At 50.5% G+C, this 16,417-nt stretch carries 15 protein-coding genes and 1 pseudogene; 4 read left to right on the top strand and 12 right to left on the bottom strand.

All coding sequences use genetic code 11. From position 1 onward, the window contains the following. Positions 1 to 9 precede the first annotated feature (9 nt). Both CKO12_RS00720 and fdxB read left to right on the top strand, forming a co-directional pair. Positions 10 to 243 carry a CCE_0567 family metalloprotein gene (locus CKO12_RS00720; protein WP_200152809.1) on the top strand — a complete coding sequence of 78 codons (234 nt, stop codon included), beginning with the start codon at positions 10 to 12 and terminating at the stop codon, positions 241 to 243. A gap of 4 nt (positions 244 to 247) precedes the next feature. Continuing rightward, positions 248 to 550 (top strand): ferredoxin III, nif-specific, encoded by a 303-nt coding sequence (gene fdxB, locus CKO12_RS00715; protein WP_200152808.1) that lies wholly within the window; start codon positions 248 to 250, stop codon positions 548 to 550. On the opposite strand, the gene CKO12_RS00710 is transcribed toward fdxB, so the two are convergent. From CKO12_RS00710 to CKO12_RS00670, 9 genes are all read right to left on the bottom strand, one after another. Beyond that, the gene (locus tag CKO12_RS00710; protein WP_200152807.1) at positions 547 to 2,190 is read right to left on the bottom strand and encodes a restriction endonuclease subunit S; all 1,644 of its coding nucleotides are present in this window, start codon (positions 2,188 to 2,190) and stop codon (positions 547 to 549) included. The genes fdxB and CKO12_RS00710 overlap by 4 nt on opposite strands. Further along, entirely contained in the window at positions 2,190 to 3,659 is a 1,470-nt protein-coding gene (locus tag CKO12_RS00705; RefSeq protein ID WP_200152806.1) for a type I restriction-modification system subunit M, read from the bottom strand. Before CKO12_RS00705 ends, CKO12_RS00710 begins: the two co-directional genes overlap by 1 nt. A 3-nt stretch (positions 3,660 to 3,662) precedes the next feature. Then, entirely contained in the window at positions 3,663 to 5,981 is a 2,319-nt protein-coding gene (gene hsdR, locus CKO12_RS00700; RefSeq protein ID WP_200152805.1) for an EcoAI/FtnUII family type I restriction enzme subunit R, read from the bottom strand. A gap of 56 nt (positions 5,982 to 6,037) precedes the next feature. After that, positions 6,038 to 6,769: a tRNA (N6-threonylcarbamoyladenosine(37)-N6)-methyltransferase TrmO gene (gene tsaA, locus CKO12_RS00695; protein WP_200152804.1), complete on the bottom strand. Its 732-nt coding sequence runs from the start codon at positions 6,767 to 6,769 to the stop codon at positions 6,038 to 6,040. Between the two features lie 102 nt (positions 6,770 to 6,871). Next, positions 6,872 to 8,539, bottom strand: a complete 1,668-nt coding sequence (locus CKO12_RS00690; RefSeq protein ID WP_200152803.1) for a glutamine--tRNA ligase/YqeY domain fusion protein — start codon at positions 8,537 to 8,539, stop codon at positions 6,872 to 6,874. 43 nt (positions 8,540 to 8,582) lie between these two features. After that, positions 8,583 to 9,014 (bottom strand): DUF1841 family protein, encoded by a 432-nt coding sequence (locus CKO12_RS00685; protein ID WP_200152802.1) that lies wholly within the window; start codon positions 9,012 to 9,014, stop codon positions 8,583 to 8,585. Positions 9,015 to 9,038: 24 nt separating this feature from the next. After that, positions 9,039 to 10,118 (bottom strand): 4-hydroxythreonine-4-phosphate dehydrogenase PdxA, encoded by a 1,080-nt coding sequence (gene pdxA / locus CKO12_RS00680; RefSeq protein WP_200152801.1) that lies wholly within the window; start codon positions 10,116 to 10,118, stop codon positions 9,039 to 9,041. Then, the gene (locus CKO12_RS00675) at positions 10,115 to 11,425 is read right to left on the bottom strand and encodes a peptidylprolyl isomerase (RefSeq protein ID WP_420826821.1); all 1,311 of its coding nucleotides are present in this window, start codon (positions 11,423 to 11,425) and stop codon (positions 10,115 to 10,117) included. Before CKO12_RS00675 ends, pdxA begins: the two co-directional genes overlap by 4 nt. 118 nt (positions 11,426 to 11,543) lie before the next feature. After that, positions 11,544 to 14,129: an LPS-assembly protein LptD gene (locus CKO12_RS00670; RefSeq protein ID WP_200152799.1), complete on the bottom strand. Its 2,586-nt coding sequence runs from the start codon at positions 14,127 to 14,129 to the stop codon at positions 11,544 to 11,546. 4 nt (positions 14,130 to 14,133) lie between these two features. On the opposite strand from CKO12_RS00670, the gene CKO12_RS15095 reads away from it, so the two are divergent. Then, complete coding sequence (locus CKO12_RS15095; protein WP_274599876.1) at positions 14,134 to 14,259, top strand: hypothetical protein; 126 nt, start codon at positions 14,134 to 14,136, stop codon at positions 14,257 to 14,259. A gap of 3 nt (positions 14,260 to 14,262) precedes the next feature. Beyond that, complete coding sequence (locus CKO12_RS00665; protein ID WP_200152830.1) at positions 14,263 to 15,246, top strand: phosphotransferase; 984 nt, start codon at positions 14,263 to 14,265, stop codon at positions 15,244 to 15,246. A 32-nt stretch (positions 15,247 to 15,278) separates the two neighbouring features. On the opposite strand, the gene CKO12_RS00660 is transcribed toward CKO12_RS00665, so the two are convergent. The 3 genes and pseudogenes from CKO12_RS00660 to CKO12_RS00650 all read right to left on the bottom strand — a co-directional run bounded on the left by CKO12_RS00660 (position 15,279) and on the right by CKO12_RS00650 (position 16,401). Then, on the bottom strand, positions 15,279 to 15,743 hold the full coding sequence (locus CKO12_RS00660; protein WP_200152798.1) for a hypothetical protein: 465 nt from the start codon (positions 15,741 to 15,743) through the stop codon (positions 15,279 to 15,281). A gap of 28 nt (positions 15,744 to 15,771) precedes the next feature. Further along, positions 15,772 to 15,912: pseudogene (locus CKO12_RS15330) on the bottom strand (3-dehydroquinate synthase); the annotation flags it as partial. Between the two features lie 24 nt (positions 15,913 to 15,936). After that, positions 15,937 to 16,401, bottom strand: a complete 465-nt coding sequence (locus CKO12_RS00650; protein ID WP_200152797.1) for a hypothetical protein — start codon at positions 16,399 to 16,401, stop codon at positions 15,937 to 15,939. Positions 16,402 to 16,417 lie beyond the last annotated feature (16 nt).

The raw sequence follows: 16,417 nt of genomic DNA, 5'->3' as shown, positions 1-16,417 counted from the left end.
GCTGGGCAGATGACTCCCGAACAACGCCAAGCACTGGAAAAAGCGGTGAGTAAAGCGAAACGCATTGCGAGTGAACGCGCCAGCGCCTTACATGATTTGGTGGAGGAGCGTCTGCCCGCTGCGTATGAAGAAATCCCAATTTTAGCGCAAGCGGCTTATGACGCTTGTCAGGCGTGGGCACACGCAACGGCGCAATTACACGCGGCGGAAACCAATACTGATTCAACTCAACGGAGTGCATAACGAAATGGCAATGATGACGGGCTTAACACGCGGCGGTGTGGCATGGACGCCAGCATTTGTGATGAAAATCAATCAACATCACTGCATTGGCTGCGGACGCTGTTATAAAGTCTGTCCGCGTGATGTATTTGAATTGGTGGATCGGGAAGATTTGGAATTAGAAGACAGTGACGATGACGATGATTGTGATGAGGATATGCCGGGCATGGTAATGAATTTGAAAGATGCCCTTGATTGTATTGGCTGCCAAGCCTGTTCGCGGGTGTGTCCAAAGAATTGTTTATCACACGCGCCCCAAGCTGCTTAATGAGAGTGTGCGGCAATCAATTCACGCACCACCGCCTCCAGCAATTGCGCAGCAGTGCTGCGGGCGGCGTTGTGGTGCTGTTCTAATTGATCGACCAGTGCCAGCAATTGATCGACTTTGGCAACGATGCGTTTTTGTTCGGCGAGGGGGGGAATTGGTACCCAATACTTTTTGACGTTAGTTGCTGAAAGATTTGGCTGCGCTGAACCATTATCAAACTTGAAAATTTGCTCACGCCCCAATGGACTTATTAAAAAATAATAAGCAAATCTTGGATCAATCACAGTCGAGAGGCGAATAATTACTAACGATGAAGCAACTGCACCTTCCTGAAATTGAGTAATAATTGCCGTTTTTCCAAGCGTGCCTCGCAGACAATAAATTAAATCTCCTAGTCGTGTTTTGCCACTCCGAAGTGACTCAAACTTTTTTCTCGTGATGTACTGCATTGAATTGATAGCTAGTGTCCCATTTAATTCAATATGTCCTGCATTAATCCATGGAACGCCCTCTCGAACATACTCTTGTTTGTTAGGGTAATTTTTACCCCGATCACCGTTTATCAGCTCGCTAACTTGTCCCAGTTGCGCCCATCCCCACATGATTGGCAGATCAAACTGAACTTCTTTATCTTTTTTTGATTTTTCAAGATTCGTAACTTGTGATGCAGTCCAACTATCAATTGGCTCATCATTCTCATCCTGCGGCACCAACTTCCCCCGCACCGCCAGCGACAAAATCGTTTTGCGCAAATCCGCCAGTTGAATGTTGTAAGACGGATGAAATAGAAATTGCAAATTTTCTGGAGTTGGTGCCGCCGCAAACCGCGCTAATGATGACTGCGCCAGCGCCGCCTGTTGTGAGTTGCGTTCCTGCTGTTGCGTTTCCAATTGATCCAATAAAGTCATCAATTGATCGACTTTGGCGACGATGCGTTTTTGTTCTTCAGCGGGCGGAAGCGCAATTAGTCCATTATAAAATTTATCATCGTTAATGGCTGGATAAGCCATCCCTTTCATATTTTCCTGAACATAAGTGGTAAATGGCGCACTTCTTAGCCAGTAAAATAAATACCGATTACTAATTCTATTAAATGGATGTAAAATAGCAAATGCTGTACTAGCAATTGGTTCTGGATCAAAAAAATAATCAATTATTGCGATGTTCAGAAGATAAGGGCGCACAGTGGAATAGATAACAGTGCCCTTTTGTAACAGCTTACGCGCCCTTGATGGCGCTTCGTTTGATTCTAATTGCTCAATTTTATCACTAATACAGCCTTTTTTAGAGTCAATGCTGCCAACATCAATATAAGTGAATCGGTTTTTAGGGATTTTCTGACCAAGCTCATAACCAACTTCCAGAAGCCTTGCCCATGCCCAACTTAAAGGTAAATCATAAGGTTGTTCGTTAAGTTTAATTGATACGATTGGGCGGGATTTAATTTTTTTTGCCGTGACAAGATTGACACGTTCAGCGTTTACTGTTTGCAAAAGTGCTAAAGCAGTCTCGTCATTCGCATCTTGTGGCACCAACTTCCCCCGCACTGCTAATTCCAACACCAACTCCCGCAGCTTCGGTATCGCTCCCGGTATTTCCGCAATCAATTCAAACTTCTCAAAAAAAGTGGCTAAAGTCATTACTTTTCCTCGCCAGTTGCAAGCAACGCCTGTTGCAGTTCTGTTTGCACCGCTGCCCGCGTTTCCGCAATGTGCGCCAATAACCGTTCATATTCGGGCAAAAGCTGTTCAACCGTATTCACAGAGCTGTCAACTTGATGCGGGTTTTTCAAATCCAAATTAAAATTGCCCGCCTTGATTGTTTCAAATGACACCCGCCACGCGCATTCATTCTCCACGCGGGTTGCAAAACCGTCGGCCTCATTGCCCCACCACGCCTGCACCGCTGCAAACTCTTCAATCCGAATGGGGTTGGTTTTATTATAACTTTTCACACCGGGCGGATATTGATGTTCATAATACCAAACCTCAGTGGTAGGCGATCCTTTCGTAAAAAACAACAAATTAGTGCGGATGCCGGTATAAGGATTAAATACGCCATTCGGCAAGCGCACAATCGTATGTAAATTGCACTCCGTCAACAATGCCTCTTTAATGCGCGTTTTCACTCCCTCACCGAATAACGTACCATCCGGCAACACAATACCAGCCCGCCCCTGTTGTTTAAGAATCCTCATTAACAACACTAAAAATAAATCTGCTGTTTCACGGGTGCGGAAATCCGCCGGGAAATTCGAGCCAATGCCATCTTCTTCCATACCACCAAACGGCGGATTCGTCACAATGACATCGACTTGCTCATTGATTTTCCAATCCGTCAACGGGCGGGCGAGCGTATTATCATGTTTAATTCTTGCTGGCACTTCCACCTGATGTAATAACAGATTTGTGATGCACAACACATACGGCAAATGCTTTTTCTCAATCCCAAAAATGCTGTTTTGAATCGTGCGTTCATCATCGCCTTCTTTTGCCTGCTGCCGTAAATGTTCCAGCGCACAGATTAAAAATCCCCCGGTACCACATGCCGGATCAAACACCGTTTCACTGAGACGCGGATTGACTTGTTCAACAATAAACTGCGTTACTGCTCGCGGCGTATAAAACTCACCGGCATTGCCGGCGGATTGCAAATCTTTCAACAGCTTCTCATAAATATCGCCAAACAAGTGACGATCAACTGAGTTATTAAAATTGATGCCTAAAATTTTATTGATGACCTGCCGCAACAGCGTGCCGTTTTTCATATAATTATTGGCATCAGCAAACGTGTCGCGGATCAGCTTCACCATTGGATCAGCGCCCGTTAATTGCCGCAACTCTGGCAGCAATTTATTCTCGACAAAGGTTAATAAACGTTCGCCGGTGATTCCTGCGATATTTGCTGCCCAATTACGCCACCGCAATTGCTCCGGCAGTGGCGATTGATAATGATTGTTCATACTTTCCAATCCAAACTCATGGTCATCAAAAATCTTGAGAAACAACAACCACGCCATTTGCTCTAAACGCTGCGCATCGCCATAGGTGCCGGCGTCCTTGCGCATGATGTCTTGAATTGATTTCACGAGCGTAGAAATGTTTGACATAAATTAAGCTGCCTGTTGATAAAGCGCGGACTGCAAATGCCGCACTGCTGCTAAATAACCTGCTTTACCGCCAAACAGATTGAGAATTTCCACTGGCGTTCCCGACTGGGTTAACGGTCTCACTTTAAGAATATCCAAAGATTCAATACTGCGCAAACCGACATCAGCATATTTATCCAACAACGCCTCCAATACCGCTCGCGCCTTATCACCATAAACGTTAAATAAATCGCGCTGGCGCACCTGTTGAGCGCGTTCTCGGCGCGTTAATGGTGGCTGGTCGAAAGCAATATGACACACCATATCAAACGCATCATAATCACGCCCCACTTGTGCCGCTAATTCATCAAAGAACACGCCTTGCGCCGCCAATGCCTCCACAATTGCGTGTTTCCGCTCCGCGCTATTCCAAACTGTTATAAACGCATCTAATGAAGAATATGCTTGGCGCACAGTTTTACGCGAATAATCGCGCAGTGATTCAGTAATTAAACTACCATCAACGGCGAGATATTGCACCCGCTCACTGACAATGCTCACTGCGACATCTCCCACCACATAGCGCGTCATAGATGACACCGAAGCTGGCGCTTGTTTATCCTCATTTGCTTCTGCTGGAATAAGCGGCTTATTAAAATCAAATTCATCACTTTGAACGGGATCACCATCAAATGCCGGATCAGCAAATAACACGGTTGCCCGTCTGAAATCTAAAATAGTAAAGTAGAGTTTATGATACTCCTCATTGATACGGGTGCCGCGTCCAATAATTTGCTTAAACTCCGTCATGGATTGAATGCGTTTATCCAACACAATTAACCGACACGTTTGCGCATCAACTCCGGTGGACATTAACTGCGAAGTGACCGCGATGACCGGATATGTCGATGCAGGATCAATAAAATGATCGAGCTGTCTTTTGCCTTCCTCATTATCGCCCGTAATGCGCATCACATATTTATGATTAGCCGCAGCTAAATCGGCATTCGCATTAACCAAGGCTTGGCGCATTCGTTCAGCGTGGTCAATGTTCTGACAAAATACAATTGTTTTGGCAAAACGATCTGTTGCTTTAAGCCATTCGGTGATTTTCGCTGCCACCAGCGTTGTGCGTTGTTCTAACACTAAACTGCGATCAAAATCAGTGGCGTTATATTCCCGCTCTGCAATCAGTTTTCCATTTTGATCACATTGTCCTTTTTCTGGTCGCCATCCCGTTAAATCTTTATCAAAATCAACACGGATCACTTTATAAGGCGCTAAAAACCCGTCAGCAATACCTTGTTTCAACGAATAGGTATAAAGCGGGTTGCCGAAGTATTCAATGTTAGATACTTCTTCCGTTTCTTTGGGTGTTGCCGTCATACCGACTTGGGTTGCTGAAGTAAAATAATCTAATACTTGACGCCATGCTGCATCATCAGCCGCACTGCCGCGATGACATTCATCAACAAAGATCAAATCAAAAAAGCCAGCGGAAAACTGTCGGTAAATGTTTTGCGCTTCTTCAGTACCAGTGACTGCCTGATATAAACACAGATAAATCTCAAATGCTTGATCTACGGTGCGATTGGTGATTTTAGTCATTGCCTGACCAAACGGCTTAAAATCATTGGTCTTCGTTTGATCGGCTAATATATTGCGATCCACTAAAAACAAAATGCGTTTTTTAGCGCCAGATTTCCACAAGCACCAAATGATTTGAAACGCAGTATAAGTTTTGCCCGTGCCGGTTGCCATTACCAACAAAATGCGGTTTTTACCTTGCGCAACGGCTTCTATCGTGCGGTTAATGGCAATGCGTTGATAATAACGCGGCACCTTGCCGGAGCCGTCCTCATAATAGTCTTTAGCAATGATGCGTTGTTGCGCCGGGTGTAATTCTTTCGCTTGGCAATAGCGATGCCATAACTCTGCCGGTGTAGGAAACTGTTCTAACGATAGCTCTCGCTCAATGATGCCTTGCGTTTGTGTGCGGTCGTGTTCTAAAAAGCCATCGCCATTCGAGCTGTAAACAAACGGCAGATCAAGAATTTCGGCATAATGCAATGCCTGTTGCATTCCAGCACCGATGGCAAGTTTATTGTTTTTAACTTCAATAACTGCTAAAGGAAGGTTGGGTTTATAAAACAGCAAAAAATCTGCTTTTTTAGCGTCACCGCGCTGGACTATTTTACCCTGCACCATCACGCGCCCTTGAGTAAAATAGTATTGTTCACGAATTTGGGTAAACAAATCCCACTTTTCTTTATTTACTCCAACAAGAGCAGGAAGAACAAATTTACTACAAATATCTTGTTCAGTAAGTGCTTTTTTATTCATCATTGCCGCTCAATCAGTCAACTTTATTTTATGGAGATGATGATCGCGTAAACCGATCACGCAGTATTGCCGTTGTTAGCGTGATTCAATACACTGACCTGCGTGACTTCAATTCCCGTCGCATCCATGCGCCAGCGAATGTTTAATTCATATAATTGCATTCCAAACTCGCGGCGCTCTGGATAGCGATTCATATAGCCGGGACGCGGGTCTTGTGCTAAAACCTGTTGAATTAACGGCATTAAATTGCGCTCGCCATTTGGATCAATTGCGCTTAATTCAATCACGGCGGCGGGCGCAAAATGTACCGGCGTCGCCGTCAATTCCGGTGGCGTGGCAAAGCCGCTGCGAGCGGTCGGCACCGCGTCGGCGTAGGGCACATACGGCTTGAGATCAAGCACCGGCGTCCCGTCCAACACATCGACCCCGCGCAGACGCAACGCCAATCCTCGCGCATCGCGGACTAAACCGAGGTGCTCAACCACCGATAATCCCAGCGGATTGGGGCGATACGGGGCGCGGCTGGCGAAAACGCCGACGGATTGGCGACCGCCCAAACGCGGCGGGCGCACCGTTGGTTTCCAGCCAGCATCAAGACAATCTGCATGAAAAACAAAGATTAACCAGACGTGAGAAAAGCCATCAAGTCCCTTAAATGCTTCTTCACGGGCGAAGGGCGGCAAGAATTCCAACCGCGCCTCGGCAGCAGTGACTAAACCGGGCTGGCGCGGAATACCGAATTTGTCGGTATAGGGCGAGCGAATGACGCCGATGGGTTGAAATTGCATGATATTTTATGCAACACAATTGCATTTTTTTATTCGCAGAAGTGCAGATAAATAATGCACATTGCGCACTACATATCTGCACCCGCTGCGCCGCTGCTGAAATTAAGATTTCGCCCAAGTATCGCGCAAACCCACCGTTAAATTAAACACCAGATGCGCTGGTGTGGTATCGGGATCAACCACAAAATAACCCTCGCGCTCGAATTGAAACCGCTCGCCAGCGGTCGCAGTTGCCAATTCCGGTTCTACCTTGCACGCAGTCAACACTTGCAATGAATTGGGATTGAGATCAGCGCGATAATCATTGCCGCCAGCGCCCGGTATTGGCACACCAAACAGGCGATCATATAACCGCACTTCTGCCGCAATTGCAGTGGCTGCCGCTACCCAATGAATCACACCTTTTACTTTGCGCCCTTCGGGGTTTTTTCCCAAAGTTGCGAAATCCACGCTGGCGCGTAATTCAATCACTTCGCCGCTGGCATCTTTAATGACTTCATCACAGCGGATCACATACGCATTGCGCAACCGCACCTCACCATTGGGAATGAGCCGCTTAAAATCTTTTGGCGGTTGTTCAGCAAAATCCGTGCGATCAATATACAGCTCGCGGCTAAACGGTAATGCGCGGCTGCCCATCTCGCTGCATTTCGGATGATTATTCGCAATCATCCACTCCGGCGCTGCTGCCGTATAATTGGTTAATACCACTTTTAATGGTCGCAATACCGCCATGCGGCGCGGTGCGGTGACATCTAAATCATCGCGGATGGCGCTTTCTAATAACGCCATTTCGACTAAATTATCGGATTTTGTAATCCCAATCCGCTCACAAAAATCACGAATTGCAGCCGGGGTATAACCGCGCCGCCGTAATCCCGCCAACGTGGGCATTCGCGGATCATCCCAACCCTGCACTAAATGCTCGCTCACTAATTCAGTTAAACGCCGTTTACTCATCACCGTATATTCTAAATTCAGGCGGCTGAATTCAATTTGACGCGGGGTGCTGGAGACGGAAACGTGCGCAATGCACCATTCATATAACGGGCGATGATCTTCAAATTCCAAGGTGCATAATGAATGGGTGATGCCTTCTAACGCATCCGAGAGCGGATGGGTGTAATCATAAGTCGGATATAAACACCATGCGCTGCCGGTTTGATGGTGAATGACGCCGTGTTTAATGCGATATAACACCGGATCGCGCAAATTGATATTGGGTGATTCCATATCAATTTTTGCGCGTAAGGTGCGGCTGCCATCTGCGAATTCACCCGCCCGCATTCGCATAAATAAATCGAGATTTTCCGCAATTGCGCGGTCACGATACGGGCTGGCGCGACCGGGTTCCGTTAAGGTGCCGCGATAAGCGCGAGTGTCATCGGCGTTGAGATCGCAGACATACGCCAATCCTTGCTCAATCAATTCAATTGCGAAGCAATACAATTGCTCGAAATAATCGGAAGCAAAATACACGCGCTCGCCCCATTCAAAACCGAGCCAGCGCACGTCGGCTTGAATAGAATCGACGAATTCAACGTCTTCTTTGAGCGGATTGGTGTCATCAAAGCGCAGATTACAGGTGCCGCCATAGCTCTGCGCTAAACCGAAATTGAGCACAATTGATTTGGCGTGACCGATGTGGAGATAGCCATTCGGTTCTGGGGGAAAGCGGGTGACAATGTGTTCATGTTTGCCAGTTGCCAGATCGTTTTCAATAATCTGGCGAATAAAGTTGGAGCGAGTGGGCGTGCTGGTGTCAGTCATAGTGAATTCAAGGTGAATAAAAAGTGAATGAGAAGGTGCGGTTTTATTGCTGGAGTTGCTGTTGAATGCAGGCGAAATAATCCGCTTCATTGAATGGACGCTCATAGCGTTGGAGCGTCCACAGCGCGGCGGCGAGACAGTCCATCAATTGATGTTCGGCGCGATGCGGATCGCGCTGGCGGCGCAGCACTTTTTGATACTGCGCCCGAATGCCGTGCGGTTGGTCAAGGCTGATTTGTTCGCGGATGGCGAGATGCAAGCCCATGTGTAAAAAGGGATTTTCCTGTCCCGATTCGGGCGTGAAGTCCTGCGCCAGCGCAGTTTCCGCGTGCGCCAGCAGCAGCTGATAGTCGGGATGTTGGTGCAGGATGGCGAGAATTTGCTGATCCAGCGCGGTGAGCGGTTGCCCGCTGTGTGCTTTGTGCCAAGCGGCGAGAAACACTTGGCGATGACTGCGGCGATCTGATGGCAACATATTGATTTGACAAGCGGTTGAAGGTTAAACCAGCGTCTGCGCGAGGGTGAGCGCGGCGTACAAACTGCCGAGATCGGCGCGGTCGGTGCCGGCCAGCGTGAGCGCGGTGCCGTGATCGACGGAGGTGCGCACAATCGGCAGGCCGAGGGTGACGTTGACGGCGCGGCCGAAGCCGAGATGTTTGAGCACGGGCAGGCCTTGATCGTGATACATCGTGACGACGACGTCGGTTTGCGCCAAATGCTCTGCGACAAAAGCGGTATCCGCTGGCACCGGCCCTTCAATGTTCATGCCCTGCGCTCGCAGCGCGGTGAGCACCGGGATGATGATGTCCAGCTCTTCGCGTCCCAGATGTCCGTTTTCGCCGGCATGAGGATTGAGGCCGCACACGCGCAGACGCGGCGCAGCGATGCCGAAGCGGTGGCGCAGATCGTGGTGGATGATGGTCAACACTTGCGTCAAATGCGCGGCGGTGATGGCGCGGCTGACTGCGGCCAGCGGCAGATGGGTGGTGACTAAGGCGACGCGCAGTTCTGGCGTGACTAACAGCATTACGGGCGTGGCGGCGCAGCGGTCGGCGAGGAATTCGGTGTGACCGGTGAACGGCAGCCCGGCGTCGTTGATGATGCCTTTGTGAACTGGGGCGGTGACGAGTCCGGCGAAGGTGCCGTCCAAACAGCCGTCGCAAGCTCGCGCCAGCGTCTCGAGTACATATTCAGCATTGGCAGCATTCAACACGCCGGGCGTGACTGGCTGGCGCAGCGCAACGGGTAAAATAGTCAAGCTGCCCGGTGGATTCACGGCTGGCGCGGCGGCGGGATCAAACGGGAGCAGCGTCAGCGCCAAACCGAGTTGTTGCGCCCGCGCTGCGAGCAGATCGGGATCGGCGATGACGACGAGCTGGATCAATCCCCCCAACCCCCCTTTTTCAAAGGGGGGCTTTTCCTCCCCCTTTAGCAAAGGGGGCAGGGGGGATTTATTCTCCCCCTTTGGAAAAGGGGATTTATCAACACAGAGCTGCGCTGCCAACCGCACCACCAAATCCGGCCCGATTCCCGCTGGTTCGCCGGGCGTGAGCGCCAAGCGTTTGATTGTTCCTGTCATTCCGCCTCCAACCGCAGCTCGACATACGCCTCATCGCGCAGTTGCCGCAGCCATTCTTCAATCGCTTCTTCCCCTTTGCGCCGCTGCAACGCTTCCCGCGCTTTGAGCCGCAACAAATCGACGCTGGTATCTTGCGAGCGCCGTTCCAACACCTGCACCAGATGCCAGCCAAACGGCGTTTTCACCGGCTCACTGACCGCGTTGGGCGCGAGTGCCGCCATTGCCTGCTCAAAATCCGGCACCGTGTCGCCGGGCGAGACCCAGCCGAGATCGCCGCCTTTGAGCGCCGAGCCAGTGTCATCAGAATGCGCACGAGCGAGCGTGGCGAAATCCTCACCGCTGACGATCCGCCCGCGCAATTGCAGCAAGCGCCGTTTCGCGTCTTCATCGGAAACCAGTTCATTGGTGCGAATCAGGATGTGACGCGCCTTGGTTTGGCTGACATTTTTGGGCGCAGCACCTTTGATTTCGCGCAATTTGATGATGTGAAAGCCGCTGGGATTGCGCAGCGGATTGCTGACTTCACCGGCCGCCAACGTCGTCGCCAAATCGCCCACCAGCGCCGGCACCGCACCCATTTCAAACCAACCGAGATCGCCGCCTTCCAGCGCGTTGCGCCCTTCCGACTCGCGCACCGCCATCTCACTGAAATCGGCACCGCGCCGCAATTCCGCCACCAAGCGATTGGCTTTAGTTTCAACGGTTTTGAGCTGTTCCGGCGTCGGATTGTCCGGCAGCGCCAGCAAAATATGCTGCAACCGCACCTGTTCACGTTCGACCAAGCGCCCCGCTTCCTTCGCCAAAAAGCGGTCGATTTCCGGCTCGGTGACGCGAATTTTGCTGACCACTTCCTGACTTTGCAGGCGATTGGTGAGGATTTGCGAGCGCGTATCATCGCGGAAATCGGCAAACCGAATCCCGCCAGCTTCAAGCGTGCGCTGTAAATCCTCAATAGAAAGATTATTGCGTTTAGCGATATTCATCACCGCTTCATTTAATGTTGCATCATCAATTTCAATACCTAATTCTTTAGCGCGTTGACGTTGCAACCGTTTCAAAATCAGTCGATCTAAAACCTGTTTTTCCAATTGCGCTCGTGGCGGCTCGGCGGTGCCTTGCTGGCGCAATTGTGGCAACACTAAATTGATTTCTTTATTCAATTCACTGCGCACCACCACATCATCATTCACCACCGCAATAATCGCATCGAGCGATTCGCTGCCGGGCTGAGACAAAACGGCGGGACTGAGAATGAGCAATGCGATTAAAAGCGTTGTCAGTTGACAGTTGGCAGTTGTCAGAAAAATGCGCTGCTGGCGCTGTCGGCACAAAGAATTCACCCAGTGAAATGCAGCAATAAAGCATTGCCAACTGCGGGCTAAAACCCCCCAACTGACAACTGACAACTGACAACCGACAACTGTTTTAGTTCGTGTGATAGCCATAAATTCCTCGTTCGAGCAATTGATCAATGCGATTTCCAAAAGACCCCAGCCCAGCTAATTCCAGTTGCACCATGACACTGGTATTGCCGGGCGTCTCTGCATCGCGTTTCAAATGTTGCCCCAGCAACCGCAGTCGCCAGCAACAGCGCCCAACTTCCACTCCCGCAAAGGCTTCAACCGTTTCATCATTCAGAATTGAATACAGCCAGCGCCCAATCAATGTCACCCGCGCTCCTAACGGCAATTGAAAAGCAACATCCATATCTTCATAGCGTTCAGCAGTTTGACCGCCCAGATTATAGTGATAACCAAAAGTAAATAAATGATTGGAGTCGGGCACATAACGTAATTGCACGATCTGCTTTTCCCACGAGCGTTCTGTATCCGCTACAGTTAACAGCAATTGGTCTACCTGCGGCGCAGTATTTAGCGTCCGATTCGGATTCCATTGCGCACTCATCACCGCGCTCCAATTGCGGCTCAATTGCGCTGCCAATTCACCCGCCACCGCTGAAATTTGCGCATCTTCAACTTCATCTGCACTGAGTTGGACGCGCCGATCAGCGAAATAAAATACTTGTCCTAAACTGGCGCGGAATAATTCTTCTCCGCTGCGATCAGTAATGGTGCGCGAGGTCACGCCCACCGTCAGCCGGTTTTCATCGCTAATCCGATCATAGCCAGTAAAGCGATTGGCACGGAATAAACTGGCAAAACTAAAATCTAAAGCGGTGGTATCAAAACGCGGATTCTCAGCTTGATTGGCGTAGGCGGTGCGCACATAATAAATGCGCGGTTCTAGCGTTTGCAATGTCGGATGACCAAACCAACTGGTATTCCGTTCAAAAATCAATTTCGTATCGACATCGGCGCTGGGAATCAATTGTGACGGTTGTTCTGACCAGCCGGGCAATTGGTCAACTAAATTGTATTCAGTATGAAAAACGCGCAAGCGCGGAATGAAATAACCTGCACTGCGGCGCAGCGGAAAACGAATTGATGGCACGGTGACTAAACGACTGCCATGCACCGCTGCGTTGTGATCGAAATAATCGTATTGGCTATCAAGCCGCGTTTCCCAACCGTACCAGCGCCGAGGGTCTAATTGAAATGCAAGATGCGGCAATTGCCCATACGGGCGCTCGGCTGGTGCAATGGTGGAATCAACCGTTTGAAATTCTTGCATCCGCGTTAAAAATTGCCAGCCGGTGCCGCTGTAATGCAAATCAGCGCGGCGTTCAAGATTGCGGACGCTGGTAATATCTAAACGATTGCCAAAATCTTGCAAATACTGGTCATCAGATACGGCGGCATAATCAATAGTTGAACGCCAATGTGATCCGAATTGACCGTGCTGTTTAATACGCACCGCATCCCGCAAGCCTTGTTCCGTGTCGCGCTGATCATGCGGCAATACTTCGGTATTCACTTCCAATTCCTGCCGCGCATTGAGATAACGCAATTGCGCTCCTAACATCAGCCCGCGTTCACTCATATAACGCGGCGTCACAGTCGCATCTATATTCGGCGCTAAATTCAAATAATATGGCAGAGTGATGTCGGTGCCGGTGTCATCGGATGAGCCAAAGCTGGGAATTAACCATCCCGTGCGCCGCCGACTATCAATTGGAAAACTGAGATAAGGGCTATACAAAATGGGCACGGCTCCGATTTGAATCCGCGCATGACGCGCTGTGCCCATGCCGCTAATTTGATCAATTTCCAATTCACTGGCGTGCAATGACCAATCCGCTTGCCCCGGCGGGCAGGTCGTATACCACAGGTTTTGATAATGGCTCACTTGATTCGGCAATACCCACGCGCGTTCGGCCGCACCGCGCACATTGGCGGCACCTGAGAGCCGATATTGCGCATGGTCAATGCTGCCGTATTGGGTGTTGAGATTGTATTGCGCGGCATCACCGGTCAGACGCAAGCCCGGCGTGTCTAAAAACAACGCGCCAGCCGCGTCAATTTGACCACTGCGCCGGTCATATCGCGCCCAATCTGCCTCCAGCAGCCGGTCGGTTTGGCGTAATTCGATGTCGCCCTGCAACTGCACGATGCCGTTGTGTTGATCGCCATCCATGCGATTGGCGCTGATGTCCAGCGGCTGGCTTTTCGCGTCGGTGAATTGCACTTGCGGATTGACCGGTGCCGCTCCCGGACGCGCTCCGCACACATCCCACAGTAGATTGTCGTGCAAACGCAACTCCTGTTGTTTGGGATCAGCGCGTAATTGCAAAAATGCTTCATTCAACAGCGGCAATGCGGTGGTCGCCGCTGCTGGCGCTGGCAACGGCAAACTCGGCAACAACGTCGGCAGCGCCGGGGCGCTGACCGTTAATGGCGGCAGTAGTGGACGTTGGGTGGCGCTGGACGCGGGAATGCGCTGAGGGGCATTGAGCGGAACCGCGCCATTTTCAACGGGCGATGTGGGCATCAATGCGGGAACCGGCGGCGGCTCGGAAATCATTGGGGGCGCAGCGGCAGCGGTTGCCGAGGTGACAGTGGTCACGACAAGCATCGCCCACGCACTGCGTTTGAGATCAACCAAAATTGGCATTGCAATGAACAAGCTCGTGGCTGGTGGTGGACGCATGGATGTGATGCTGCAAACATGGCACAGACTGGTTTTATCAGCAATCTCAATGGACGGCGACGGCTGCCATTTTGCGCCCAACTGGAGTTATTAAGTGATTGATTTTTCTGACCGACACCACGCCCTGCGCGACTGGCTGACCGCGCAACTGCACACGGACGACTGGACGCTCGCGCCAGCTTCAGCGGATGCCAGTTTTCGCCGCTATTGGCGCGTCACCCAGCCGGAGCGCACCTTGATTGTGATGGACGCGCCGCCGCCGGAACATTGCGGACGCTTTGCCGCGTTAGCGCGGGACTGGCGCGGCATCGGTCTCAACACGCCGGAGATTTATGCCGCAGACCAAGCGCAAGGCTTTTTACTGCTCACCGATTTTGGCAACCAGACTTATCTGGATGTGCTCACCGCCGCCACTGCCGACCGGCTGTATGGCGACGCGCTCGGCGCACTGGCGATCATTCAAGCCTGCGGCGCGACTGCCGACTTGCCCGTTTACGATGCGGCATTTTTACAACGCGAGCTGGCGCTGTTTAATGAATGGTTTATTAAAAAATTGCTCGGTTTAGCACTGACTGCTGCCGAGCAAACGCTGCTGGCGCAGGTCAATAACCTGTTGATTGCCAACGCGCTTGAACAACCGCAGGTCTGCGTTCACCGCGATTTTCACTCGCGCAACCTGATGTTCACCAAGCGCGGCAATCCCGGCGTGTTGGATTTTCAAGACGCCGTGCTGGGGCCGGTGACTTACGATTTGGTATCGCTGTTGCGTGATTGCTACATCGCGTGGCCGGAGCAGCGGGTGACGGAATGGGCGGTCGGTTATCACCAGCTCGCTCGGCAAACGGGGATTTTGCGGACGGAGCAGCCGGAGCAATTTCTGCGCTGGTTTGATCGGATGGGAATGCAGCGGCATCTCAAAGTGTGCGGCATCTTTGCGCGGCTGCATTTGCGCGACGGCAAATCGCAATATCTCGCTGATGTGCCGCGCATTTTGAATTATCTCGTGGCGGTCGCAGGGCGCGATCCTGAATTGACTGCGTTGCAGCAATTTTTAATTGAACGGGTGCTGCCGTTTTATTGATAAAAAAAGCCGGAAATCCCTGCTTTTTTTTGCTAGGTCTGAGAATTGATCCTCACCTGTCCTTGAATGCGCCGCAAGGTATCGGCAGCCTGTTGCAGGCGCTCCGCACTCTGCTTCTCGCTACGCGACAATGCTCCTTCGATACGTTCCTGAATCTGGGCGAAAAAATTCACGGGCTGATAGTAAGATGTCGGCACTTTGCCGTCATAATTCACCTTGTCTAGTGGCGAAGGAATCAAGCCAAGAAATGATAAGGTTTCATCAAAACTCACCTGTCCGCTTTGAAAGAGGGCAGACATAGTTTCATGCAAGGCTTGCGGCGTCATATTCGAGAAATCGTACTTTTCAAGCGGTTTAACGGTGGTATTTCTATTCGCTTCCTGAGTATTCTCCGCCAGCGCAGTAGCGAATGACGCAGATTCATCAGCACGGGCAGACGATTTCGTGCTTTGGGCGCGATTGATGAGTGCATGAATCGCGTTATTGTCAATGTTCATCAAAATTTCCTCAATTAAAACTGCACATTTAATCCAACGTGGCGCGTAACAATTCCGGTGCCACCTCACCCGTAACAACTGCCGTGCCCAATTGCTGCAACAGCACCATCCGCAATTGCCCGTTCAGCACTTTTTTATCCACCGCCATCAATTCCAAAAACCGCTCGAAAGCCGGGGATTCCGGCTTTTTTTGCTAGGTCTGCGAATTGATCCTCACCTGGCCTTGAATGCGCCGTAAAGCATTGGCAGCTTGATGCAAACCTTCTGCGCTCTTCTTTTCATTGCGCGACAACGCTCCGTCAATACCCTCCTGAATCTTGGCAAAAAAATTCACTGCTTGATAAGCAGATGCTGGCATAGCGCCGTCGAAATGCACCTTGGATAATGGCGAAGGCATCATGCCAAGCAATGGCGAGGTGTTATCAAGAGTCAATTGTCCGGCGCTGATGAGTTCATTTATAGTGTCACGGAATTCTATCGGCGTCATATTCGAGAAATCGTACTTTTCAAGCGGTTTAACGGTGGTATTTCTATTCGCTTCCTGAGTATTCTCCGCCAGCGCAGTAGCGAATGACGCAGATTCATCAGCACGGGCAGACGATTTCGTGCTTTGGGCGCGATTGATGAGTGCATGAATCGCGTTATTGTCAATGTTCATCAAAATTTCCTCAATT

The organism is Chromatium okenii (assembly GCF_016583745.1).
Taxonomy (GTDB): Bacteria; Pseudomonadota; Gammaproteobacteria; order Chromatiales; family Chromatiaceae; genus Chromatium; species Chromatium okenii.
This window is presented reverse-complemented; position numbering and strand designations above follow the sequence as displayed.